This is a genomic window from Rhodococcus sp. 3258, from assembly GCF_031456475.1.
Lineage (GTDB): Bacteria > Actinomycetota > Actinomycetes > Mycobacteriales > Mycobacteriaceae > Rhodococcoides > Rhodococcoides fascians.
The window spans coordinates 456087-480808 of sequence record NZ_JAVDUT010000003.1 but is presented as its reverse complement, the minus strand read 5'-3'; the positions used below and the strand labels follow the sequence as shown (position 1 = coordinate 480808).

Annotated in this window: 21 protein-coding genes; 8 read left to right on the top strand and 13 right to left on the bottom strand. The window is 64.1% G+C overall.

Features of this window, described 5'->3' with window-relative positions:
• Positions 1–6: 6 nt before the first annotated feature.
• Positions 7–1629, top strand: a complete 1623-nt coding sequence (locus J2X62_RS13100) for an MFS transporter (protein ID WP_310181089.1) — start codon at positions 7–9, stop codon at positions 1627–1629.
• Here J2X62_RS13100 and J2X62_RS13095 read toward each other — a convergent pair.
• The 3 genes from J2X62_RS13095 to J2X62_RS13085 all read right to left on the bottom strand — a co-directional run bounded on the left by J2X62_RS13095 (position 1622) and on the right by J2X62_RS13085 (position 4131).
• Positions 1622–2518: an SDR family oxidoreductase gene (locus J2X62_RS13095; RefSeq protein ID WP_310181087.1), complete on the bottom strand. Its 897-nt coding sequence runs from the start codon at positions 2516–2518 to the stop codon at positions 1622–1624. The two genes, J2X62_RS13100 and J2X62_RS13095, sit on opposite strands and share 8 nt — an antisense overlap.
• Before the next feature lie 144 nt (positions 2519–2662).
• Positions 2663–3016, bottom strand: a complete 354-nt coding sequence (locus J2X62_RS13090) for an STAS domain-containing protein (RefSeq protein WP_027497637.1) — start codon at positions 3014–3016, stop codon at positions 2663–2665.
• A gap of 185 nt (positions 3017–3201) precedes the next feature.
• Entirely contained in the window at positions 3202–4131 is a 930-nt protein-coding gene (locus J2X62_RS13085) for an aldo/keto reductase (protein WP_310181085.1), read from the bottom strand.
• Positions 4132–4283: 152 nt separating this feature from the next.
• Here J2X62_RS13085 and J2X62_RS13080 point away from each other — a divergent pair, with 152 nt between their 5' ends.
• Genes J2X62_RS13080 through J2X62_RS13055 form a run of 6 tightly spaced genes read left to right on the top strand, consistent with a single transcriptional unit; the run spans position 4284 to position 11541 of the window.
• Positions 4284–5300 carry a LacI family DNA-binding transcriptional regulator gene (locus tag J2X62_RS13080; protein ID WP_027497635.1) on the top strand — a complete coding sequence of 339 codons (1017 nt, stop codon included), beginning with the start codon at positions 4284–4286 and terminating at the stop codon, positions 5298–5300.
• The gene (locus J2X62_RS13075; protein ID WP_283549295.1) at positions 5297–6304 is read left to right on the top strand and encodes a 2-hydroxyacid dehydrogenase; all 1008 of its coding nucleotides are present in this window, start codon (positions 5297–5299) and stop codon (positions 6302–6304) included. The genes J2X62_RS13080 and J2X62_RS13075 overlap by 4 nt, the downstream gene beginning before the upstream one ends.
• Positions 6301–7518, top strand: a complete 1218-nt coding sequence (gene manD / locus J2X62_RS13070) for a D-mannonate dehydratase ManD (protein ID WP_310181081.1) — start codon at positions 6301–6303, stop codon at positions 7516–7518. Before J2X62_RS13075 ends, manD begins: the two co-directional genes overlap by 4 nt.
• 4 nt (positions 7519–7522) lie before the next feature.
• Positions 7523–9040 (top strand): mannitol dehydrogenase family protein, encoded by a 1518-nt coding sequence (locus J2X62_RS13065; RefSeq protein WP_310181079.1) that lies wholly within the window; start codon positions 7523–7525, stop codon positions 9038–9040.
• A 52-nt stretch (positions 9041–9092) separates the two neighbouring features.
• Positions 9093–10457: an MFS transporter gene (locus J2X62_RS13060; RefSeq protein WP_204857314.1), complete on the top strand. Its 1365-nt coding sequence runs from the start codon at positions 9093–9095 to the stop codon at positions 10455–10457.
• 31 nt (positions 10458–10488) lie between these two features.
• Complete coding sequence (locus J2X62_RS13055) at positions 10489–11541, top strand: zinc-binding dehydrogenase (protein ID WP_204857313.1); 1053 nt, start codon at positions 10489–10491, stop codon at positions 11539–11541.
• A 6-nt stretch (positions 11542–11547) separates the two neighbouring features.
• Here the strand turns inward: J2X62_RS13055 and J2X62_RS13050 are convergent, their stop codons facing one another.
• The 10 genes from J2X62_RS13050 to J2X62_RS13005 form a co-directional block, all read right to left on the bottom strand.
• Positions 11548–12132: a hypothetical protein gene (locus J2X62_RS13050; protein ID WP_032390917.1), complete on the bottom strand. Its 585-nt coding sequence runs from the start codon at positions 12130–12132 to the stop codon at positions 11548–11550.
• A 94-nt stretch (positions 12133–12226) separates the two neighbouring features.
• Positions 12227–13312: a glycosyltransferase family 4 protein gene (locus J2X62_RS13045; protein ID WP_032368234.1), complete on the bottom strand. Its 1086-nt coding sequence runs from the start codon at positions 13310–13312 to the stop codon at positions 12227–12229.
• Between the two features lie 39 nt (positions 13313–13351).
• The gene (locus J2X62_RS13040; RefSeq protein ID WP_310181074.1) at positions 13352–14617 is read right to left on the bottom strand and encodes a hypothetical protein; all 1266 of its coding nucleotides are present in this window, start codon (positions 14615–14617) and stop codon (positions 13352–13354) included.
• Positions 14604–15713, bottom strand: coding sequence for a glycosyltransferase (locus J2X62_RS13035; RefSeq protein ID WP_032374485.1), 1110 nt, complete (start codon positions 15711–15713; stop codon positions 14604–14606). Before J2X62_RS13035 ends, J2X62_RS13040 begins: the two co-directional genes overlap by 14 nt.
• A complete protein-coding gene (locus tag J2X62_RS13030; protein ID WP_230595332.1) occupies positions 15703–16968 on the bottom strand; it encodes a hypothetical protein in 1266 nt (421 codons plus the stop codon). The genes J2X62_RS13035 and J2X62_RS13030 overlap by 11 nt, the downstream gene beginning before the upstream one ends.
• Before the next feature lie 243 nt (positions 16969–17211).
• Positions 17212–18738, bottom strand: a complete 1527-nt coding sequence (locus tag J2X62_RS13025) for a flippase (protein WP_032374484.1) — start codon at positions 18736–18738, stop codon at positions 17212–17214.
• Complete coding sequence (locus J2X62_RS13020) at positions 18738–19790, bottom strand: glycosyltransferase family 1 protein (protein WP_032374483.1); 1053 nt, start codon at positions 19788–19790, stop codon at positions 18738–18740. Before J2X62_RS13020 ends, J2X62_RS13025 begins: the two co-directional genes overlap by 1 nt.
• Positions 19700–21073, bottom strand: coding sequence for an O-antigen ligase family protein (locus tag J2X62_RS13015; RefSeq protein WP_310181068.1), 1374 nt, complete (start codon positions 21071–21073; stop codon positions 19700–19702). The genes J2X62_RS13020 and J2X62_RS13015 overlap by 91 nt, the downstream gene beginning before the upstream one ends.
• Before the next feature lie 40 nt (positions 21074–21113).
• Positions 21114–22592 carry a sugar transferase gene (locus tag J2X62_RS13010; RefSeq protein WP_230592101.1) on the bottom strand — a complete coding sequence of 493 codons (1479 nt, stop codon included), beginning with the start codon at positions 22590–22592 and terminating at the stop codon, positions 21114–21116.
• A 154-nt stretch (positions 22593–22746) separates the two neighbouring features.
• Complete coding sequence (locus tag J2X62_RS13005) at positions 22747–23454, bottom strand: GAF domain-containing protein (protein WP_310181066.1); 708 nt, start codon at positions 23452–23454, stop codon at positions 22747–22749.
• Positions 23455–23603: 149 nt separating this feature from the next.
• Here J2X62_RS13005 and J2X62_RS13000 point away from each other — a divergent pair, with 149 nt between their 5' ends.
• The gene (locus J2X62_RS13000; protein ID WP_310181064.1) at positions 23604–24713 is read left to right on the top strand and encodes a cellulase family glycosylhydrolase; all 1110 of its coding nucleotides are present in this window, start codon (positions 23604–23606) and stop codon (positions 24711–24713) included.
• The last annotated feature ends 9 nt before the right edge of the window (positions 24714–24722 follow it).

Here is a 24722-nt window from a genome sequence, read left to right as displayed (position 1 = left end):
AATCTCATGCCGTCACTCACCACTTCTCGACACCGCGTAGAGGGTACGAAGCTTCGCGGCCGATATCTGGCTCTACTCGTGATCTGCGCAGCGGAGCTGCTCGTCGTACTGGACAACACCGTCGTCAACGTCGCCCTGCCGTCGATGGGGCTAAAGCTACGCGCCGACATCAGCGGCTTGCAGTGGGTGGTCGACGCCTACACGCTGACGTTCGCGGGATTGCTTCTCGCTTTCGGCCACCTCGGAGACCGATACGGGCGCAAGAAGGTGATGATCATCGGCCTGGCGGGCATTGCGCTGATGTCGGTGGGCGGCGCGGTCGCCGCCGACCTCGGGCAGGTCGTCGCCGCCCGCGCCGCGATGGGAGTCTGTGCGGCGGCAGTCTTTCCGGCCACGTTGGCTCTCATCATCAATATCTTCACCGACGCCAAAGAGCGAGCGCTGGCCATCGCAGCGTGGACGGCGATGGCAGGTTTCGCCATCGCCATCGGTCCGACAGCGGGCGGCTTTCTGCTCGAGCACTTCTCGTGGCATTCGGTGTTCTGGATCAATGTTCCGGTTGCCCTGCTCGTTCTGGTGGCCGCACTGGCCTGCGTTCCGGAGTCGAGGGCCGAACATGTGGGCAAGTACGACCCTGTCGGAATCGTGCTGTCCTTGACGGGCATCACGGTCGTGGTGTGGGCGATCATCGAAGCGCCGCACAACGGTTGGTTGTCACCGGCGAGCATCGGAGCCTACACCGCGGGATGCGTCGCGCTTGCCGCGTTCGTGTGGTGGGAGTTGCGAACACCGTCTCCGGTACTGGACCTGAATCTGTTCCGAATCAGACGATTCTCGCTGCCCGCCTTGGCCATTGCTGTGGGGTACTTCAGTATGTTCGGCTTCCTGTTCATGATCACCCAGTATTTTCAGGGTGTCATGGAGTTGACGCCGTTGCAGTTCGGCGTTCATTCACTGCCGTTCGCGGTATCCATCGCGGTCGGGGCACCACTCGCCACACTGATCGCGCAGCGAATAGGAACGACAGCCGTCATCGTCTTCGGACTCGTCGTGATGAGCATCGGCATGTTCATTGCCGGCCAGGTCGAGGTCGAAACCCCGTACCTGGGACCGGTCGTCGTCTCGATGATCTTGATGGGCCTCGGGTTGGCGATCGTGCAAGGCCCGGCCACCGAATCCATCATGTCGTCGGTGACGCTCGACGAAGCAGGTGCGGGCTCGGCGGTGAACGACACCACCCGTGAGGTGGGTGGAACTCTCGGCGTCGCGGTGCTGGGCTCGATCGTCGCGTCGATCTACACCACGAAAGTGGGCCCCCGAATCGACGCCATTCCCGACTCAATCATGGAGCCCTACCAGAAGGCCTTTGCCCGTGAGACCGTCGTCAGCGTCATCGAAATCGTCAAAGCGCCGACCAACCCGATCTTCGCGACGCAGAAGGCGGAGCTCGTGTATGCGATGAAAGCCGCGTCTCTGGAGGGATTTCAGCTGGCGTCGTTCGTCACCGTCGGGGCCGCCATGGCATGCGCGATCGCTGTGGCGCTCTTCCTGCCATGGCGGCGACCCGAAGGAGACGGGGTGCTGTTGGCGTGGCGGGTGTCGAAGTCCGAAGACCCCGAGATCAGTTGAACGGGGTGCCCCCGGTGACCGCAATGGTCTCGCCTGTGATGTAGCTGGACTCGTTCGAGGCCAGGAAGACGTAGGCCGGAGCCAACTCCGCGGGCTGGCCCGGGCGGCCCAACGGAACCGTCTCGCCGAACTCGCCGTACTTCTCGGCAGGCATGGTCGCAGGAATAAGGGGAGTCCAAATAGGTCCGGGCGCAACGGCATTGACTCGAATGCCACGGCCGGCGAGGTCGCCGGCCAGGCCCTTGGTAAAAGCGACGATGCCTGCCTTGGTGGTGGCGTAGTCCAGCAACTCCGGCGACGGATTCGATGCCTGAATCGAGGTGGTGTTGATGATGGTGGAGCCCGCACCCATGACGGCGGCGGCGTGCTTCGAAATCCAGAACAAGGCGTACAAGTTGGTCTTGAGCACACGGTCGAACTGGTCGGTGGTGATATCGGCGATGCCGCCCATCTGGGCCATCTGGAACGCGGCGTTGTTGACGACGATGTCGAGGCCTCCGAGAACCTCGACGGCAGTGTCGACCAACTTGGTGCACTGCGTTTCGTCGGTGAGGTCGCAGGCGATCGCTCGGCCCGACCGTCCAGCGGCTTCGATCAGGTCGACGGTCGCTTGGGCATCGGGGCCCTCGGATTCGAGATGAGCAATGACGACATCGGCACCTTCTCGCGCGAATGCCAGCGCCACCGCTCGTCCGATCCCGGAATCACCACCGGTGATCAACGCTTTTCCGCCGTGCAACCGATCCGAACCCCGGTACGACTTCTCGCCGTGATCCGGTGCGGTGACCATGTCGCGAGTCAATCCCGGATGCTCGAGCTCGGGCTGGTCGTCCCGATCGGGCATGGAGAAAGCAGTGGTGGGGTCGCTCTTGGTGAACTGGTCGGACATTGTCGATCCTTGCCTCGTGTGAAGAGGACCCATTGCGGCAAAACCAAAGCCGCCCCAGTTCTCGAGACGATTCACGGTCGTTACCGACTGGAGTCGCTGTCCACACGAGGTTTGCCGGTTGTACCGGCACGCAAACCTTGCGAATCAGCGCGCGGAGGGATCTTCCCCGATGAAGCTCGCACCCACCGCATCGAGCACCCGGCGGGCCGGCCGGGTAGGAGCGAAGACCTCGACGCGTCCGTCGGAACGTTCGACAGCATCGACGATCACGCTCGCGGCACCCGAGTACATGAAGTCCACCGCCGACAAGTCCAGCAGCACAACTGCATTGCCCCGTAGGGCACCGTCGAGGGCGTTCACCAAATCTGCTCGTGCACTCATGTCCAGCTCGCCGACGGCGCGAACAACGGTCAGATCGGGGGAGTAGGACTCGATACCGATCGAGTGGCGTCGGGCGGGGGCGGTGGAGCGAACATCGGTGAAATCGGAAACAGTCACGGTGCGAACCTCTCAGTTCGGGTGGCCTATCGAACCGGCGTGCTCGGTGTGGAACCCGAGGGCTGCAGGTTCCGGTGCACGCTGTCCCGTAATCCTGACAGCGCAACATCACCGAACCGAGCCTGCAACATCACGGATTCATCGCTACTTGGTAACGGCAAGGTAACGCAGTTCGATGCCCGGCATCAGGGGAGTGTGTGACCCGCTGCGCGGAACAGGCCGTACCATTCCGCCCTGGTCAGGCGGATGTCCGACCCCGTAGCGGCCTCTACTATCCGATCCGGCGTGGTGGTCCCCAGGACCACCTGAATGTCGGCCGGGTGGCGTGTTATCCACGCGACCGCTATCGCAGCCGGTGTCGTGTCGTATCGGGTGGCAATGTCGTCGAGCGCATCGTTGAGGGCCGGGTAGTTTTCGCGATCTCCGACGAACACACCCGACGAGGCCCCGCTCTGGAGTGGCGACCACGCTTGCACGGTGATGCCCCGTGCCCTCGCGTAGTCGAGCAACCCGTTGTCACGATCCACCGACTGGTCCAGCGCGCCGATGTTGGCGGTCAGGCCCGCAGCGATCAGCGGTGAATGGACGACGCTCAACTGCACTTGGTCGAACAGAAGTGGTTGTGTGACTGCTGTTTCGAGCAATTCGATCTGACCGGGAGTGTGATTGGAGACGCCGAAACCGAGCACTTTGCCCGACGTGTGCAGTGTGTCGAATGCCGCCGCGACCTCGTCGGGCTCGACCAGGCTGTCCGGTCGATGCAGCAGCAGGGTGTCGAGATGATCGACGCCGAGAGCCGAGAGCGAACCCTCGACGGTCGACACGATGTGGTCTTCCGAGAAGTCGAAATAGCCGTCGCGAATGCCGACCTTGCTCTGAATGCTGACGCGCTCACGCTGCGACGGAGTGAGTGTCACCGCTTGTCCGAAGCGCTCCTCGCACCCGTGGGGTCTGCCGCCGTAGATGTCGGCGTGATCGAAGACGGTCACTCCCACGTCCAGGGCGGTGTCGACCAACCTGCGAATCCTGTCGTCGTCCAGGTCGAGGATGCGCATGAACCCGAGGACGATGCTCGACACGGTTGTGCCGGTCTGGGGGTGCGTAAAGGTGCGCAAGGTGAGTCTCCCTCTGTGCGGACGTGGTCGCAGTCGAGTGTGTCAAACCGCGGACCCGGTACGCCCGGGCCTCTATTGGCAAACCGTTGACAATATTGCGCAACTTCTGTCATCGTTGTGCTCGGCATCACAAAGAACTCAGGAGGTGAACCGTGGCACCCACGCTCACGCAGGTCGCACAACGAGCAGGTGTGTCGCTGTCGACGGCATCGCGCGCCTTCAGCAACCCGGATCGAATCGGGGCGGACACGTTGGCTCGGATCATCGCCGTCGCCGACCAGATCGGCTATGTCGCGGCCTCGGGGCGCTCCTCCGACACCCGCGTCTCGGCGACGACGGTCGCAGTCGTGGTACCCGACATCGGCCACACCGTCTTCGCCAGCTTCGTCAAGTCCGCGCAAGCACAGGGCTGGCATCGCAGACAGACCATCGTCCTCACCGACACCGACGGAAGCGCAGACCGTGAGCGTGAAGTGATCGGTGACCTGCAGGGCCGAGTCGACGCTCTGATCGTCTGTGCTCCACGACTACCGGCCGAGGACATCGTGCAGCTGGCGGGCGACACACCGCTGGTGCTGGTCAACCGATCCTCCAGCGAATGCGATTGTGTCGTGGCCGATTCCGAGGACGGTATCCGGCAGGCCGTCGATTACCTGGCAGCTCTCGGTCACACGCATCTCGCGTACGTCCAGGGATCACCGCAATCGTGGTCCAACGAGCGACGCGTCGACGCCGTCGAACAGTTCTGCGCAGCACGAGGAATCGTGCTCGATGTACTGGGGTGGCAGCAGGAGACCTTGGCCGGCGGCCATGCTGCGGCTGCCAGCGTCGTCGCCACGGGTGCGACCGCGGTCATGACCCACAACGACCCCATGGCCATCGGCGTCATGAACGGGGTCCGGTCGATGGGCCTGGCAGTACCGGAAGACCTCAGCGTCATCGGCATCGACGATTCGCCCCTGGCCGAACTCGCGCATCCCGCTCTGACGAGTATCAACGTTCCGATGGGCCGTGCAGGTCTGGTGTCCTCCGATCTGGTGTTCCAGCGGGCAGCCGAACCGGAGTCGTCGCCCAGAACCATCCACCTCCCTACCCAACTCGTGGTCCGCGGCTCATCGGGGCCCGCTCGGATTCGCACTCTCGCACCAGGAAAGGACGACTCGAAATGAAGGTCGTCATCGCAGATTCCAACCTCCTACCGCATCGTGGCCGCTTCGAGAGCCGAGTCGCCTCCGATATCGAGCTGTCGTGGCACGAGAAGTTCGACGTCGATGCACTCGTCGCGGACATCGCCGATGCGACCGTGTATGTCGGCGGAAAGTTCCCGGCCGTTCTGGCGGAGGCGGCACCCGATCTGCAGCTGGTGCACGTTGCGGGGGCAGGCACGGACGGCGTTTCCTTCGACGACCTGAGCGCTCGGACATTGGTGGCCAACACTTTTCACCACGAACGCTCGATTGCCGAATACGTCGTAGCCACCGCCGTCGTGCTTCGGCGCGGGTTTCTCGGCCAGGACCGCCTCATGCGTGAGGATCGGTGGGCGTCGCCGGTGTACGACCGGACGCTTCGGCAGTCGACTTCGCTGGGTTCGGCAACGGTGGGATTCGTGGGCTTCGGTCATATCGGCGCGCAGTCGTGGCAGTTGCTGCGGGCCTTCGGTTGCCGGGGCATCGCGGTCACAGGAAGCGGATCGGTGAACGCTGCCGAGAACGGATTGGCCTGGGCCGCAGCGACCGATCGTCTGTCCGACCTGATGACCGAAGCAGATGTCGTCGTGGTGTCCGCACCACTGAACGAGCGCACGACCGGCATGATCGGCGACACCGAACTTGCAGCTCTCGGACCGGACGGCGTGCTGATCAACGTCGGCCGCGGCCCCCTCGTGCAGCAGGATGCACTGTTCGACGCCCTGTCCGCCGGATCGCTCGGCAGCGCCGCCATCGACGTCTGGTACGACTACCCGTCGGCCGACGGCATCGGTGCTCCCTCGCGGCATCCGTTCCACACGCTGCCCAACATCCTGATGACACCTCATTCTTCCGGGATCACACGCGAAACCTTCGAGGGTCGGGTCGACGACATCACCGCCAACATCGGTCGACTCGCCGCGCGTGAACCGTTGACCGATGTCGTTGCCGGAGAGAACTTCACGGAGAAGGCAGAGCACTCGTGACCGACACGATCGTTGCTGCCGACGTCATCGTCTGCAGCCCTACTCGCAATTACGTCACGCTGAAAGTGACCACCGCAGACGGCGTCGTCGGCTACGGCGACGCGACCTTGAACGGCAGAGAACTCGCGGTGGCGTCGTACCTGCGAGATCATGTCGCGCCGCTTCTCATCGGCCGAGATCCCGCACGCATCGAGGACACCTGGCAGTACCTCTATCGCGGTGTCTACTGGCGCCGTGGGCCGGTGACGATGGCCGCGATCGGCGCCGTCGATCTCGCCTTGTGGGACATCAAGGGCAAATCCCTCGGGCAACCGGTCTACCAGCTGCTCGGTGGAGCCGTCCGCGACCGCATTCTCTCGTACACCCACGCCACCGGCTGGGGCACGTCGGAATTGATCGATTCCGTCGATCGTCGTCGAGCACAGGGTTTTCGCGCCGTGCGGGCCCAATCGGGTGTTCCCGGCCTGGAGTCCGTGTACGGAGTGCACCGAGGCGCGCAGGGATACGAACCCGCAGGCCGTGGTGCCTTTCCGGTCGAAGAGGTCTGGGATACCGATGCGTATCTCAATCACGTTCCCGGGGTGCTCGCAGCGGTGCGTGACCACGTGGGATCCGAGCTCAAGCTGTTGCACGATGCGCACCACCGACTGACACCGCAACAGGCAGCGCGACTGGGCAAGTCGCTCGAGGACGTCGATCTGTTCTGGCTCGAGGACGTCACCACCGCCGAGGATCAGACCGCCCTGCGGCTGGTGCGTCACCACACCACGACCCCGCTCGCGATCGGTGAAGTGTTCAACACCATCTGGGACTGCCAGCAATTGATCTCCGAGAAGCTGATCGATTTCATTCGGGTGGCCATCGCGCATGCCGGCGGTATCAGTCATGTCCGAAAGATCTTCTCGCTGGCCGAGGTACACCAGGTTCGTTGCGGACCGCACGGGCCCTCCGACGTCTCGCCGATCACCCTCGCCGCGAGCGTGCACCTCGGAATGGCCACTCCGAACTTCGGCATTCAGGAATTCATGGGCTACGACCCACTGGTGGACGAGGTGTTCCCACACGCATGGTCGTTCGCCGACGGCTACCTGACCCCCGGTGACGCCCCCGGCCTGGGCGTCGACATGGACGAGTCGTTGGCGGCGCGGTACCCGTACGAGCCCGCGTATCTCCCGGTCGCTCGCCGCCTCGACGGCTCGATGACGGACTGGTGACGAGATGAGCGAATCCAGACTGACTCGTTCGGCACTCGCTCGCTCGGGCGTCGTCCCGGCACGACCGGACGGCACCGGGATCGTCCATCTGGGGCTGGGCAACTTCCATCGCGCGCATCAGGCCGTTTACACCGCTGCGGCACTGGCGCAGGACGGCGGTTCGTGGGGGATTCTGGGCGTAGCGAACAGATCTCGCACGATTGTCGACGCCATGCTCGCTCAGGAACTGCTCTACGGCGTCGTCGAGATATCGCCGTCGGGTTCGAGGGTGAGCGTGCCCGGAGCGCACACGGGAGCCATGGTCGCCGCCGACGACCCCGCCGCCGTCGTACGGGCCATTGCGGACGAGGACGTCCGAATCGTGACGATCACCGTCACCGAGTTGGGCTACACGCTGTCGTCCCGGACGGGCTCCCTCGACCTCGAATCGACTGCAGTGCAACAGGACCTGCAGCGGCCGGAAACGCCGACGACCACGGTGGGGCAGCTCGCGAGGGCTCTGGCGATGCGGGCACGAACGCACGGGGCTCCCATCACCGTGGCCAGCTGTGACAACCTGTTGGGGAACGGTGATCGCACCGCTGCACTCGTGCGTCGGTTCTTGGACCGTTGCGGTGCGGACGACGTGCTCGAGTGGCTGGCGGCGGCGGTGACGTTCCCCAACTCCATGGTCGATCGCATCGTTCCGTCCAGCAGTGCGTTGTACGACGCCGAGTCCACCGCCGAGCTGGGCGCTGTGGACACCATTGCCGTGCCGGCGGAGCCGTTCACGATGTGGGTGATGGAGGACGAGTTCGCCGCAGGACGTCCCCGCTGGGAAGCCGGTGGTGCCGTGTTCACCGAGGATGTCGAACCGTACGAACTGATGAAGGTTCGACTGCTCAACGGAACCCACTCTCTCATTGCCTATCTCGGCGCACTCGACGGTCGCGCGACAATTCCGGACTCGATCGGTCGCCCGTTCGTGGAGGCCGCAGCTCGAGCGGTGTTGGTCGACGAATACCTCCCGACCGTGCCCGTTCCGGACGGGGTGGATATCGACGACTACATCGCCCAGCTGTTCGTGCGGTGGTCCAACTCCGCTCTGGGGCACAAGACCGCGCAGGTCGGTTCGGACGGCTCGGCGAAGCTCGCGCAGAGGATCCCGGACCCAGCGCTCCACCACCTACGAAACGGTGTTGTACCGCAACACCTTTCCTTGACCATCGCCGCCTATCTCTGCTGCGTGTGCCCGCCCGACGGTTTCGACCCGGGCCCGCATGCGCATGCGATGGCCGACCCTGCACGTGCGCGTTTGGCAGGACTTGCCGCTTCGGCAGCGTCCAGTGAGGATTTCGTCCGCTCGGTTCTCGAACGCGGCGACATACTCCCCATCGAGTTGGCGCAGTTTCCCGAATTCATCACACGCACAGCAGAATTGATGGATACTGTTGTTCGTCACGGTCCGATGGCCGCAGCCGTCGAAGCGGCGAGTTCTTCGCACCGCCCCGTCGTCACGGCATCCCGGACCACACTCGACTGACTCATTCTCCTTCCTTCGTTCGGCCGAGGCCGAAACTCACCCGAGGACAACCATGGACACGACCACAGAACCGTCAGATTCTCCCAGAATCGCTCCGGCCCAACATGATCCTTCCGCCGTACGACGCGCAGCGTGGGCCGGCCTCATCGGAACCACACTCGAACAGTACGACTTCGTCATCTACGGCACGGCGTCCGCGCTGATCTTCAACAAGTTGTTCTTTCCCAACATCTCTCCGGCGGCCGGCATCATCGCCAGCTTCAGCGCGTACGCCGTCGGATTCCTCGCCCGGCCACTGGGTGGACTGTTCTTCTCACGCTACGGTGACCGGCTCGGTCGCAAGTGGGTTCTGGTCGCCACGCTGATGCTGATGGGCGGCGCGACCATGGCCATCGGTCTGCTGCCGACGTTCGAGCAGGTGGGACTACTGGCCCCGGTGTTGCTGGTCCTGTGCCGATTCTTCCAGGGCTTTGGCGCTGGTGCCGAACAATCAGGTGGCGCAACGCTTCTGACGGAAACGGCCGCGATCGGAAAGCGTGGCAGATTGGCCGCTCTTGTCATGACCGGCGCGGCGCTCGGCACCGCTCTCGGAGCAATCGCCTGGATCCTCGCCCAGTTGCTTCCCGACGACCAGCTCATGTCCTGGGGCTGGCGGATGGTGTTTCTGAGCAGCATCCTGGTCACCGTGGCCGCGTTCATCATCAGACGCAAGCTCAACGAGTCACCGGTGTTCCAGGAACTGAAGGCGGCACAGGAGCGACCCAAGGCGCCGGTGAAAGAGGTGTTCACCAACGGCAAGCGACCGCTGTTCATCGTCATGTTCATGACCGTCGGCATCAGCGCTCAGTCCTACACGTACCAGGTGTTCATGGCCTCCTACATGAAGAACGACATCGGCGTCGATCCCACGTTCATACCCAAGGTTCTGCTCATCGGCGCAATCTGCGGCGGCATCGCGGCCTGGGGCTTCGGATGGTTGTCGGACAAGGTGGGTCGTAAGCCCGTGTACATCGGTATCGTCGGCCTGCTCGTCGTTCTTCCGGTTCCCACGTTCATGGCTCTCAGCACCGGTTCGCACGTACTGATCACCCTGGTGATGATCATCGGATTCATCCTGGCGTGCCAGGGGGCCGTGGGTGTCACGATGAGCTACTTCCCCGAGATCTTCGGGGCTCGATACCGGTACGCCGGAGTCACTCTCGGCCGGGAGTTCGCGTCCGTCTTCGGCGGCGGAATCGCTCCTCTGCTGTGCGCCGCACTGATCACCGCGTTCTCCGGATCCTGGGTCCCGGTCGCGGTCTACATGATGATCATGGCCGTCTCGGTGCTCGTCGCCGCAACCTTCGCACCGGAAACTCGGGATCGCGATCTGACCGATCCGGCCAACGCAACCGATCCGGTGCTCGACCGGGTCTGACCTGCCCACCTCGACCGGAACGGACGACACGATGACCACCGAACCGAATCCGGTGCCCGACAGAACGATTGCCTTGATCGCTTACGGCACCGATGACATCCGCGTCGAAACAGTGGCGGTGGCCGACCCCTCGCCGGACGAGGCGATCGTCGCAATTGCCTACGGCGGAATCTGCGGATCCGATCTGCACTACTGGAAGCACGGGGCGGCAGGACAATCGGTACTGAAGGCACCTATGCGGTTGGGACACGAGGCGTCGGGCACCGTGGTTCGGCGCGCAGGAGACGGAAGTGGCCCCGGTGAAGGCACCCCGGTCACCGTCCATCCGGCGACTCCCGCCGCCACCGGAGCGAAGTATCCGGTCGATCGTCCGAACCTGTCTCCCGGATGCCGCTACATGGGAAGCGCCGCGCAGGTACCGCACGACGACGGTCTGTTCATCGGTCACATCGCCGTCCCGACACGAATGCTCAGAGTGTTGCCGGACGGTCTGGATCTGAGAATTGCTGCGTTGGCCGAGCCGGCGAGTGTCGCGTGGCATGCCGTCGAGCGTGCCGGGGCGGTGTCCGGCAAGACGGTTCTCGTCGTCGGGACCGGTCCGATCGGTGCCCTGATCGTGGCGGTCGCTCGCCGAGCCGGAGCAGCTCGAATCGTCGCGGTCGACCTCGAGGACTTTGCGCTCGACGTGACGCGTCGACTCGGAGCGCATCGAACAGTCGACGCCCGAGACGGGACGGCAGTCGCCGCGGTCGAGGCCGATGTGACGTTCGAGTGCTCGGGCAATCACCGCGGTCTGGCGTCGGCAATCGACGGCACGGCTCGCGGCGGTCGTGTCGTCATGGTGGGGTTGCCTGCGGCCGGGCCTCAGCCGGTGCCGCTGTCATTGGCCATCACCCGGGAGATCGACCTGATCGGCTCGTTCCGGTTCAACACCGAGATGGACGACGTGATCCAAGCTCTGGCCGACGGTTCACTCGATGTGGCACCCGTCGTCACCGCGGAGTACCCGGTGGCAGACGCCCTCGACGCGTTCGCGCTCGCCGCCGATGCATCCCGATCGAGCAAAGTCCTGTTGACGTTCTGACGGCTACTACTCGAATTCGGTTCGTATCGACTGTGTCGTGAGCTGCAGCATCAGCACGAAGCCGGTCAGCGTCACCACGATCGGGGCCCACAGCACCACCGCCACGAAGGTGTCCACATCGCGTTCCAGCACTATGTACACCGCGACGATCGATGTTCCCAACAGGCACAGGGCGATGTGCGCAGCGAGGCGCCATTTGTCGAAGAAGAACCCGGCCAACATTCCCATCGGGATGAGGAAGGTGCATTTGCCGAGGGTGACTTCCGGCGCGAAATTCGCGGTGATGGTGGCTCCGAAGATCGACAGATCGGCTATGACGACGAAGGCGAAGGCTTGCCCGAGCGTCGGCCACGGACCGAACCACCAGAACGCGCCCATGATGTACGCGGCGATCATGCACGTCCATTGCACGATCGAGGGGATGGGGGTGGTCGCGCCGTACCCGAACGCCAGCTCGAGGGTGACCACGACGGCCATGGCCAGGGCGGCGGCGGACACGATCCGCTTGACGAGGGTCGTGACAGCGAGCGACGTCATCACGCCCATGCCCCATTGGTAGTGCTCGTTGGACCTCGTCAGTGCGCGAGTCACAGTGCCCCCTCGTTCCAATCAAGAGTCGATTGAAACACAGTCCCACCGCTCGACGTTCGGCTTTCACCGAGTTCCGGCCGACGGTGCGGCACGATCAGCTGGTCAATTGGTGTAACAGCTCCGGCAGTGTCTCGCTGATGTCGTGCCGGCTGGCCACCCGATAGCGGGCGGCCTCACCGAGCAGCCGCCGTCGATCGGCGTCGTCGACCACCGCCGAGACGGCGGCAGCGAGAGCATCGGAGTTGCCGGGCTCGACCAGAATTCCAGCACCGTCGGCGAGGAATTCGTGCGTGCCACCGTGATCGGTTCCGATCACCGGCAATCCGTGCGACATCGCTTCCAAGACCGACAACGGACCTGCCTCGGGAGAAGTGCTGGCCGACACGACGACATCCCACCTGCGAAGAGCGGACTCGGCATCGGTGTGCCCGAGGAACTCGACACGTCCGGCAAGATCCGGTTCCGCGGCGCGCGCGCGGAGTTCGTCGACGTATTCGCGATCACCGGGGAAGCTTCCCCCGGCCAATTCGACTCGGACGTCAGGGAGCATGGCGACGGCGTCGAGCAGCACGCGGTGCCCCTTCCATGGCGTCAACAACGCCAGCATCCCGACGACCGGCGGAGAGTGCAGCGCACCGCCGAACCGCGGAACCGGCCACGGCACGCCGTTGTGTGACACCACCACGGGGAGGCCGGCCTTTCGGAGCGGTTCTGCGGTGGCCTCGGACACCGATACCGCAACGCGAACGGCCGGCCGGGCGAACCGGACCACCACACGCTGCTTGAGAGAGGTCATCGTGTCGTGGACGAGCCACGACGCCCCGCGAGCGGGCCGCGCAAACCGCGCCACCGGAAGCGCGAACAGCGAGTTGACGACCGTGGCGGTGCCCGGTGCGCGGGCGATCGTGCGCACGGCGCGCGCCGCCCCGACCCATCGTGCGACCATCCTGATCGCCGCGATACCGCGCGCGGCACCACGTTGCCCACCCAGTCCGAGCTCGTCGATGCGGACGTGTCGCGTCGTGTCGGGCAGGCGATCTGCCAATGGGCCTGCGGGGCAGGCGATCACGGTGGCATGGCCGCGACGCGTGGCCTCGTCGATCAAATCCAGCAGCACCTTCTCGGCACCGGACACCTGGCCGGTGTGCGCGAGGAAGAGAACTGTCGATTCGTCGGTCATGTATCGGCCCGTCTGTGCGGCAAAGGTGGTTCTGGCGGATCAGTACGCATCGCGGAGCAGTGCCACTGGGTCTTCACACATTCTGCGTAGCGCTGCATCCATGACGGCCACATCGACCATCTTGCTGCAGAACGAGGCCGTATAGGTTCGCCCACCGGCGATTTCGGCGATGAGCATCGTGCAGCCGTCCGGACCGTCCGGTTCGAGCGACGCGGCCATCTGCGGGGGCCTGCCGTCGTCGGCCCAGTCGAGGTGGTCTAACACCCGCACTTTCCCGAGGTCGCTCACGGCCAGCCGCAAGGTCTCGGGTACCTCGACGACCGAATTCTTGTCCTGCGACGGTGCAGACGGCCGAATGCGTGACGCCACATCGCGAAGATGTGACATGCCCAGTACCGCGATGGGCCAGCCGGATTCGATCACCTCACGCATCGATGCGGTGATTCGGACGGGTGTCGTGTCGGCAGGAAGATGCAGTGGGATGCCGACGGCAAAGTTCCCGTGCGCGCCCTGCTGGGCCGGATCGAGATAGCGGCGGCTGTTGAACAACACCATGATGTGCTCGTCGATGTCGACGGATTCCGCTCGTAGCGCCGCGCTCCACAGGGCAATCGAGATCGACGCAGCGGTCGCTCCGGGCAGGTTCTCCGCAGTCCAGTTCTTCAGCTCGTCCACGTCGGCTTTGCTCATGTACCCGGCCCGGCTGACCTTTCCGGCTTCCCAGTTCTCGATCCGACGACGGGGACCGGACCCGCCGTCCGCTGCGCGCCGGTGTCGAGCACGCAGGGACCAGAAGTCCGCCAGCGTCTTCGGATGCCGAGAGTAGTGCCGCCACAGAGCTTTCCAGGTCGTGCTCGGTGGCAAGCCTGCGGCGAGGCCGGGAACCAGTGATCCGTCGGCATCGTCGCAGAATGCCGCCAACATCAGGACGCCGATCTGGCCGTCCCCGATTCCGTGCGAATAGTCGATGGCGAGGTGATCGTCGAACACGACCACCTCGAGTGGACCGCGAGCACCTTGTCGCGACCGAATGTCGGTGAGCATCTGCCCCAGGTCTTCGGTGCCGCCACTGCTCGTGGTGACATTGTCGCCGGCGATGTTGCTGCGGTATCGCCACCGTCGAGCATCGGAGCGTGGTTCCAGCGCGATGTGCGGCTCCGCGTCGACGTGTTCGGCGGCGGTGAGCGTTCGACGCGTCCGCTCGATGTCGAGACCGCGGACGGGCCCGACCGCGGTGACTATCCGGGTGTCGGCGAAGACGCGATCCAGTGCAGTCGAGCGATAACTACGCTCAGCGGACGGCATCGACGACCTCCTGCATTCGACTGCGGAAGTTGGCCCGTGAGAAGCCTTCCGCCCATCTACGAATGGCGGCGCGATCATAGTCGGCTGGGTCGAACGAGCGCATGGCCTCGGCGAACCCGGCGATGACGGCCTCGTCGGAGCCCGGCTGTACATGCAAGCCGGTCTCACCGGGAATCACCGAGTCCACGGCACCGCCGTCTCCCAGTGCGATGACCGGTGTTCCGGTGGCCATGGACTCGACCGGGACTATGCCGAAATCCTCCACTCCGGGCATCAGCAGGGCGCGCGTCGTGCGGTGCAGTTCGAGAAGCTTCTCGTGCGAAACCCGTCCCAGGAAGGTCGTTTTGGGTCCGGCCAGTTCCCGGCAGGCGTTCATTGCACGGCCGTCTCCTGCCACCACGAGGGGAACGTCGGCCTCGGCGGCGGCGCGCACCGCGATGTCGGGACGCTTGTAGGGGACCAGTCGGCCGGCAAGCAGGAAGAAGTCCTCACGCTCGATCGACGGATCCGGCGTGAAACCCTCGGTGTCGACCGGAGGATGGACCACCACGGCGTCGTCTCGGCCCCACCAGTCATCGATGCGCCGAGCGACCGCTGTCGAATTGGCCACCACGGTCGTCAGTTTCGGTGCGGCGGCGATCTCGCATCGACGGGCAACGGCCGACAGTGCCGTCAGTATCGCAGCTCCGGCTCTGCCGCCGCCTTCACCTGCGCGAAGTTCGGGATCCCAGGCCCATCGTGCGGGACTGTGCACGTAGGCGATCACGGGGGAGTCGGTGGCGAACACGGCCTGAGTCGCGAAGGCATGATGGCTCACCACGACGGCGTCGTAACCGCGCAATGGCATCCGACGAAAGGCCAACGGCATCATCGGAAGAACGGGTGCGTACGACCGTTGGCCCAATGCGTTGTACACCCGATTGAGGGCGGACGTGTGCGGCGCGCGGCTGATTCCGGACGGAACCCCGGACGGGCGGGAGATCGGTGCGAACACTTCGGCAGCGGGCCAGTGCAAGGCCAGCTGTTCGATGACGTGCTCGGATCCTGCGATCTCCGTGAATCTTTCGTGTACGACGGCAATTCTGTCAGCTGGCATGGCGTTGGCCTTCCGGCGCGATCGTCTGCGCGGTCTGTTCTGCTCGTCGGGTCGAGTTCTTGTTCTGCAATACCAGGTGTACGGGAATGTCGAAGTCGTCGAGCCGTCGCAGCGCCGCAGTTGCTGCCTTCTTGTCCCGTCCACGCTTCGACACCAGCACGACGACGGTCTCGACATCACCCACGTCGGTGTACTGCCACCACTGCTCCGACAGGCCGAATTCGGCGGTGGCTCGATGGTGGCCGGTGGTCGGTCCGTCGCCGTGCGTCGACTCGAAGACTGCACCTTCGCCGACCAGGACGAGAATCACGCTGTCGCCCTTCGGAGCTGCGTGTCGCGCACTTCTCGATGCCGGCCGGTCGCCACGCTCGAGAGCAGCGATCCGGGAAGCCACGACGGGCGGTACCGTGTCGCCGGTTGCCGGGTCGAAGTGTGCACCGTATTTTCGGGACACCCGACGAGCCCAGGAGCGAGAGGGCTTGCGGCCGAGTCTTCCTCGAAGCAACACGATCAGTTCGGCCGCGACGATGAGTGCAGCCAGAGCTGCGACGAGTGCCTCCGAGACCGGTTTCGGTGAGACCGGAGTTGTGCTCTGCTCTGGTTTCGACAACACGACCAGTCGATCTCCGCTGGCAGCTGCTTCGAGTTCGCTCTGCTGGGTGCGTAGTTGGGCCAGTTCGGACAGTGCCGCAGGTCGACTCGGATCGTCGGCAGGCAGGGCGTCCACCCGAGCCTGTTGCGCGTCGACGGTGGACTGTCCCTCGGCCGTTCGTTCCTGCGAGTCGCGGATCGCGTTGGCCGAGGACGTACTTGCCATCGTCGACACCATCGCCTCGGCCAGTTCCGCGGCGAGTTCGGGAGATCGGGTCGTCACGGTCACTGTCAGCAGCGCGGGTGAGGTGCCAGGAGACAGTTCGACGCTCGAGGCCAGTTGCGATGCGTCCATATCGGCGTCGACCTGTTCCAGGACCTGATCGAGAACGCCGCGGTCGGTGGCCAATTCGATGAACGGTGCGCGCATCTGCTCGATGAACGCGTCACCGGGAACGAGCGTTTGGGCAGGTTCGATCTCCGCGACGATCGACGCGGCGTACTGCTTGTCGGTGAGTTCGCTCCTGAGGTAGAACATGCCTGCGCCGACCAACACTGCAATGATCACGGCGGGCAGCAATGCCCGGCCTAGCTCACGCATGTGTCCTGCGAGGTCGATCGGTGGGGGCACGTCGCCCCGGTGTACGGCATCGTGGACGGACATCAACCGCGTACCCTTCCGTCGTCGATGCGAGCGGATGGACCGCTTCGGTGGTTCGTGGAGCCGACAGACTCGATGATAGCTGGGTGTGGACACAGTCCGCGTAGCCGTGCCGACTGCGAATGAAACTGCATCTCAACAACATTGGAATAGCGGGGGTGGTGGTCGGAAAAGATTGCGAAACCGAACTTCGACTCCGGATGCTGCCGCCGGAATCGGGAGATTCGTCTGTTGTGTGTCCGCTTCTCACTGCACGTGCGCACGGTGTCGTCCTTTCTCGGCTGATCCCGGCATCGGTGACTCGACGAGTCCGATGGCAACGAACGCTGCGAGCGAGGTCGCGACCAGTAATGCCGCGCCGACGGACACGAGCAGCCACAGGCCGGGGTAGTGCTGTACCAGGAACCAGCCGCCGACGGTGGCGGCCGCGGTGATCACGACGACAACTGAAAGGGACTGCACCGGAAGTAGTCTGGAGATGGGCATGCTTCGCGCTATCACGATCCACAGCAGGACGAGGGTGGTTCCGATCGTCGCGACCGTGGAGATGGCAGCTCCGTCGTACGACATCCGTGGGATCAGCACGACGTTCAATCCGATGTTCAGGGCCAGGCCGACCAACGCAACCACGGGGTAGTGACGCTGCATCCCGGCCGAGGCCAGCAGAAAGATGCCCAGCATCACCAACGACATCAGTGCCGCGCCGATGACGAGCAGCCGGGCCGCGTGCGCTCCGTCCACGAATCTGTCGCCGTACAGGAGGCCGATCAACGGCTCGGCCGACGGTACGAATGCCGCCACGGCCATTGCACCGAAGACTGCGAACAGCAGTGCGGCCGAACGGGTGCGCGCTCGAAATGCAGTGGTGTCGTGAGGCCACGACGCCACGAGCAGGGTGCTGATCGGTGCCACTGCCGCCAACACGAAGGTGTCGATCATGTCGGAGAATTTGTAGCCGATCGAGTACAGACCGACGGCCTCGAACGTGTCGAGGAGGCTGAGCATCAGCATGTCGATCTTGAGCATGGCAATGGTGAGGGCGAAGCCGATGGCGAGGGGCACGGCCTCCCTCAGGTACGGACCCCAGCGGCGCACCTCGATGTGCCTCGACGGTCGCAACCCCATGGAACGGTTGCCGATGCCGAACCCCTTGGTGATCAGTTTGAACACTTCGTTGACCACAGCCGGCAGCACGAAGATCAGCAGGGTGGGAGCGAGCACGGCCGCCAACACGGTCAAAGCCAACTGGATTGCCTGACCGGCACTTTCGGCCACCGCCACCAGGATCAGCCGGTGACGACTCTGGAAGAGGACGCTCAAGGCGTGGCCCGGTGTGGCGAACACGACCACCAGTCCACCCAGCACCGTCGCGAGGACCACCTCGCTCGGATACTGCAGCAGGAGAACGTATGCCACGGCCAGTACGTAACCCACCAGTCCGAGGGCAGTACGCAGGGCCAGAAACGACGACGCGGTTCGACCGATTTCCTCGGGATCGTCGTCCATCAATTTCGCCAGCACGACGCGTCCGACTCCCAGGTCGGTGACGACGGACATCAGGCCCAGCAGTGCGAAGACGAAACTGAACTGACCCCAGTCGTCCGCTCCGAGGGACCTCGCGACGACGACACTGCCGACCCAGCCCAGCGCCGCGATGATCACTCTGCTGATCAGAACGGCAATCGTCGCCTTGGCTGCGGCCTTCGGATCCGCTGCGATCGCGCGGTAGTCCGGGGGCTGCTCTGTGCCGTCGAGCGCGAGCTCGTCCGACATCAGACCACGCCCGCGGCTCGATACGCGTCGGCAGTGAGCTCAGCCGTTCGACGCCAACTGATCTCGCGAGAGGCGTCGGCTGCTGCGCCGACGAGGGCTGCGCGTGCGTCCGCGTCGAAAGCGATGGGTTTCATCGCGTGCACCCAGTCGTCCACGTTCTCCGATGCGACGAGTACGGCACCGTCACCGACGACGTCGGGGAGGGCTCCGACTGCACTGGCGACGACCGCGCCGCCCGAGGCCATGGCCTCGACGGGCGGGAGCCCGTAGCCCTCGTAGCGAGAGGCATACGCGGTGACGGTCGCCGCAGCATAGAGGGCAGGCAGGTCCTCGACATCGACGTACCCGAGCCCGCGGGAATTGCGGGGAGCGTGGGGACCGGTCGAGCCGGCCCCGGCCAGCAGGCACGGGATACCCAGACGCTCCGCTGCGTCGGCCACCAGCTGAACGTTCTTGCGAGGCTCCACCGTTCCGACCTGCATCACGAAACGGTCCGGCAGGTCGTATTTGGACCGAACAGCGTCCACGCGGCTGTCGGTGGGGACTTCGGCCCACGCTGCGGGTGCCAGGCCGACGACGGTGGCGTCTCGGCCGCTGACGGCCTTGATGCGGTCGGCGGTGAACTGCGAGACCGCGATGAGCAGATCGGCACGGCGCAGAGCTCGCCGCACCAGTCTCTGCTCACCGAGCGCGCGGAATCTACTGGAGGCCGACGGCATGTCGATGACCGAGAGATCGTGCACCGTGGCGACTGTGAAGGCCTTGGTGAGAAACGGAAGGTCGACGTCCAGGCCGTGTACGACATCGCACCGGCCGATGGGGAGTGCTCCGAGCACCGCCCGAGCCGCACCGCTGGTGACAGGCCGTTCCATCGCCCGAACCGAGGGCGGGAGCTCGCCGACGGCGTCGCGCTGCACCACCGCGGCGAGATCCGCGTCGGGTAGACGATCCGGTAGCTCGTTCAGGAGCTCGCGAATGTAGGTCTGTACTCCACTTCCGCCCGGCCTGAGGGCGAGCGCCCCGAAGACGATTCGTGTTGCGCTGCTGCGCATCCCACCACTCCTAACAAGAGCCAGAAATAAACATCGATCGGAAAGATCTCGAAATATGTGGACACGAGGCTGGCGAACATGGCGGCCACGATCGAAGCTCCGACGCCGAGGGCCAGCGCACCGTCGTTGCCCGGTAGTGCCCGGGACAGGCGTGTGCACCACAGCAACGACGTCACCAACAGCGCCACCACCGCCCAGAGGCCGATCGGCCCGAGCTCGAGCAGGGCCTTCACGTAGTAGTTGTCGGGTTGGTAATTCGTCGAGAGCCCCGATCGCGTGAACGCGGCACCCTCGGCGGTGGAAATGCGGTCTGCTGCAGACCCACTCGATCCCAGACCCGTGCCGAACGGATGAATCAGGATGCTGGCGATGATGTTGGCCCAACCGTCACCGCGTTGACCCAGACTGCTGGACGAGAAGAAGACCGACGTGATCTTGGGTACGAAGGGGACCGTGACGGCGACGGCCAGTGCTGCCAGAGCAAACGGCGCGGCAAGGTATCGAAAACGCACGGCGATCAAGTAGATGACCCCGACCGCGAGTCCGAGAATCGCTCCACGCACGATCGAACTGGACATCGCGACCACCATCATCGGAGACGCGCACAGAAACAACAGGTTTCGCCGGCGGCGCGGATCGGTCAAAGCGACCGCACCACCGACGAGCAGCGCCAACATCACGTACAGCCCGAATGGGAACGGCAGGTTGAACGTGCTGAACGTGCGCAGTAGCCCGCCCGATGTTCGGACCTGCGTGCCGTATTCGTAACCCAGCGATACCAGTGCGGCGGGCCCGGCCACCAGTTGAGCGATGCCAACGACAGACGTGAACACACCCATGCCCATCAGAACCGAGACGAGGTGGTCACGGTCCCTGGCGTCGAACGGCGCGAGCCACATGACCACAACCAGCAGAACGTAGAAGAAGGTGACCTTGATACCGAACAGACCGACTATTCCGAACGTGGCGAATGCAGACAGGCTGCCGAACACGACGAACACCGCAGCGGCCGGCCACCACGGCACGAACACCCGAGCAGGCGAGCCGGGAACTTGTCGTGGTCGGCGTAGCCACGCACACAGAACGGTGAAGACGACAAGGCCTTCCTTCCAGCCCGACACGACCCCGGGAAGGGGAACGAGAACCAGAAGTCCGTGCAGTGGAACCAATCCCGCCAACAGCAACACTCCACGTTGTGGGCGGCGGTAGATCGCCGATGCCACCGCGCAGCCGAGCGCGAGGACCAGCGCTGCGCCGAAAGCAAGCGCAACGTACGTGATCACGGGGTCACCCGAACGTGGCGGTGTTCGGCGTAGACCACGATCAGTCCTCGGCGCGTTTCAGAACGGCGAGCACGGTGAGAAACAGGATCTTGACATCGAGCCAGATGGACCAGTTCTCGATGTAGTAGTTGTCCCACTCCGCGCGGTCGGCAATGGACGTCTGGCCCCGAAGGCCGTGCACCTGAGCCCATCCCGTCACACCGGCCTTGACCCGGTGCCGTTCACCGTACCGACGGATCTGCATCTCGAACAGGTCCACGTACTCGGGCCGCTCCGGCCGGGGGCCGACCAAGCTCATGTCGCCACGAAGGACATTGAGCAGCTGTGGCAGCTCGTCCAACGAGGTCTGTCGCATGATTTTGCCGATACGCGTTCTCCGGTCGACACCCTCGACGCCACCTGGTGCGTCCCCGGCCTTCCGCTCGAACGCCGCGTCGGATGCCCGTGGAGGCCGCATGGACCGAAACTTCAGGCAGTCGAACGGCAGCCCATCGCGGCCGATTCGTTCCTGCGCGAAAAAGATCGGGCCGGGGGAGCTCAGGCGCACGAGCAGCATCAGCGTCAGGAAGACGGGGGAGAGCAGCAGGAGTCCGATTGCCGTCAGAACTCGATCGAGTACACCCTTCAGGGCGAACTGCCAACCCTTGGGGTTCACGTGCGGCAGCACCATCAGCGGCAGGCCGCCGATGTGCTCGACACGAGTGTTGACGCCGACGGCGTCGTACAGCCTGGGTACCACCCACACTCGCATTCCGAGCCGGTGCGCAGTCCTGATCGCACCGACCAACACTTGGTCTTCGGTCGGAGCGAATGCCACTATCAGCTCCTCCGCACCGGTCCTGCGCGCAACTGCCTCCAAATCGCTGGGCAGTCCCAGGTGCGGCAGATCGGGCAGCTCGCCTCCCGATGAGACGTCGGCGACGGGGATTTCTCCTACGTAACCGACCGGAACAAGACCGTACTCAGGAAATTGTCTTGTGCGAGAGACGAGTTGATGCGCGATCGGGTCGTTGCCGAGCACGATGGTCGGTGCTGCCGATCCGAATTTGGTGCGAATCACGCGCTGGACGACGATGCGTACGAGCCGGACGATCGCAATCGTGAATGCGCTGAGCAGCCACAGTCGCAACACGACCGCGCTGGGCCGGTACTCGGTGTCGGCCAGGAACATCACGACCATCAACGCGAGCGCAGCGAATGCAACAGCCGTTTCGGCAGGCCCGATCTCGTCGAGAAAGTTGCGACGAAGGCTGCGCCTGTACATCGACTTGCCCGCCATGATTCCGATGAGCAGCGGGAGGAAGAGCCATGGCAGCCAGCCGGTGTCGACGAGACTGCCCGAATACCACAGCAGCGCTCCGGTAACTGCGACCGCGGCACCGAACACGTCGACCGCAACATTGACGGCGGTGTTCAGCGGATCGACCCGTAGTCGGTCCGCGAGTGTGCGACGGGCTACGACGACGTCGGGCTCGGCAGCCCGCGGGCGAGCGTGGGGTGATTCCAGTGTTTCGGGCACGGCTTCTTCCGGTGGTTAGTTTCGAATGAGGTCGGTCCTGAATATCCCAATTAATGTATACCGCCACGAAAGTGGACACCCGGTCGACTTCACGAAAAAAACTCGAAGTCGGTTGTAGGTCGAAAATGCTAATACTTGTCGGGGAAAGCGCCCCTTATTCGAAAACTCGCTCGCGAATAATCCAGGCCAAGTCCTGCAGTATCTGAAGGTGGCCGGTGGTCCACTGCCGCGGCTGTCGATCCCACACGCACAGGGTTCCGACGGAATGGCCGTCATCGTCGGTGAGCGGAACTCCGAGGTAGGAAACAAACAGGTTGCTCTGGACCGACGGATGATCCTTGAGGGCGTCGTTGAGTCTCGCGTCTTCCACCACCAGCGGCTGGCCTAGATCGATCGCATAACGGCAGATGGACGCTTCGAGAGGAACCTCTTGCGCGCCACCGAGTTCCGACGGCAGTCCGAGTGCACTCTTGAAGTACTGACGCTTGTCGTCGAGAAGCGAGAATGCGGCAGACGGAGCGCTCAATGCATCGGCGACCATCGCGACGATCCGGTCGTAGCCGGAGTCGGATCCGGTGTCCATCAACCCTGTCCGAGTCACTGCTGCCAGCCTCTCGGGGTCGTCGATCGGCGTACCGAATGCCCGCGTCACCTCGGCCGGTTCGACGCCCTTCTCCGCGCCGGCCTGGAGAGCCCGCAGCAACGCACCCACGTCGGAATCCTGATCGTCGGACAGTTCGCGAACGAGGCGATCGACGACAGCTCGTCGAATGAATTCATCGGTCCCGAGGCCGGATTTCTCCGCCTGCCGGGCGAGTAACTCGTTGAGACGCTCGTCGAAACCGGGAAATCCTGTTGTCATTGGGCATATGGTAGTACAGGCAATGTCTTCCTACCGATGACTGCGGGGTCGAATTCTGCTCGATCGCGAATCGCTGCCGTAATTGCCACAAAGCGTATGACAATCCGTTTCGGCGAAGATCGCCTACCGGTGTTGCTATCATCCCGCAGATGAAAGCAAATGCTCCTCTGCGGGTGATGGCCGTTCTTGCGGCTCTGGTGTTGCCGTTCGCTGCGACGCCGGCAGTGGGTGCAGCTCCCGTCGTGCGGGCTCAGGCCGGTCCGGTGAACTGTGGCGGGCAGTCCGACGCCATCCGGATCGGAGTCTCGCCGGGCGCGTCGATAGGTAGCCTCTCCCCAGCAGATCTGGATCGCGAACTGACGCTTGCCAAAGCCGCGGGAGCCTTCGCGGTTCGTCTCGACATCGATTGGTCCGCAATCGAATCGACACGGGGCGCTTTCGATTGGAGTCGAACGGACCGAGTGATCGATGCCGTCGTGGCCCACGGGATGTGCCCGCACGGGATCATCGCCTACACCCCCAGATGGGCGCGAGTAGCTGCCGCGGTCAACGATTCTCACTCCCGTCCTGCAAACCCGTCCACTTACGCGGCTTTCGCCAAGACGGTGGTTCAGCGGTACCAGAACCGCATCAAGATCTGGGAAGTATGGAACGAGCCGAACATCGTGACGTTCTTCAAGCCCGTTCCCGACGTCACGGCGTACTCGGCGCTGCTTCGAGCGGCCTACACGGCGATCAAACAGGTGCAGCCCGGTTCGACCGTGCTCGTCGGGGGGATGGCACCGTCCGAGGACACGAACGGCAACATCGCGGGCACGTCGTTCCTGTCGAAGATGTACGCGCAAGGATCCAACAAGTACTTCGACGCCTTCAACGTGCATCCCTACACGTGGCCGTACCTACCCAACGACCCCAGCACAGCGTCATGGAACACCGCCATGAAGATGTGGTCGATGCGAGACACCATGGTTGCCGGCGGTGACAGTGGCAAACAGATCTGGATCACCGAATTCGGCGCACCGACCGGGACCAACCCCAACAGCGTCAGCGAGCAGGTGCAATCGGACAGCATCGGGATCGTTCTCGACGCCGTCCTCGGCAACGATTGGCTCGGACCGGCTTACGTCTACAGTCTCCGAGACGCCGGGTCCGACACGGCCGACACCGAACAGAACTTCGGCTTGGTTCGCAGAGACTGGACCCCCAAGATCGCCTACGGTCGCGTCGATGGCTACGCCGCGGAACATTCGGCACCGTAGAACGATCGA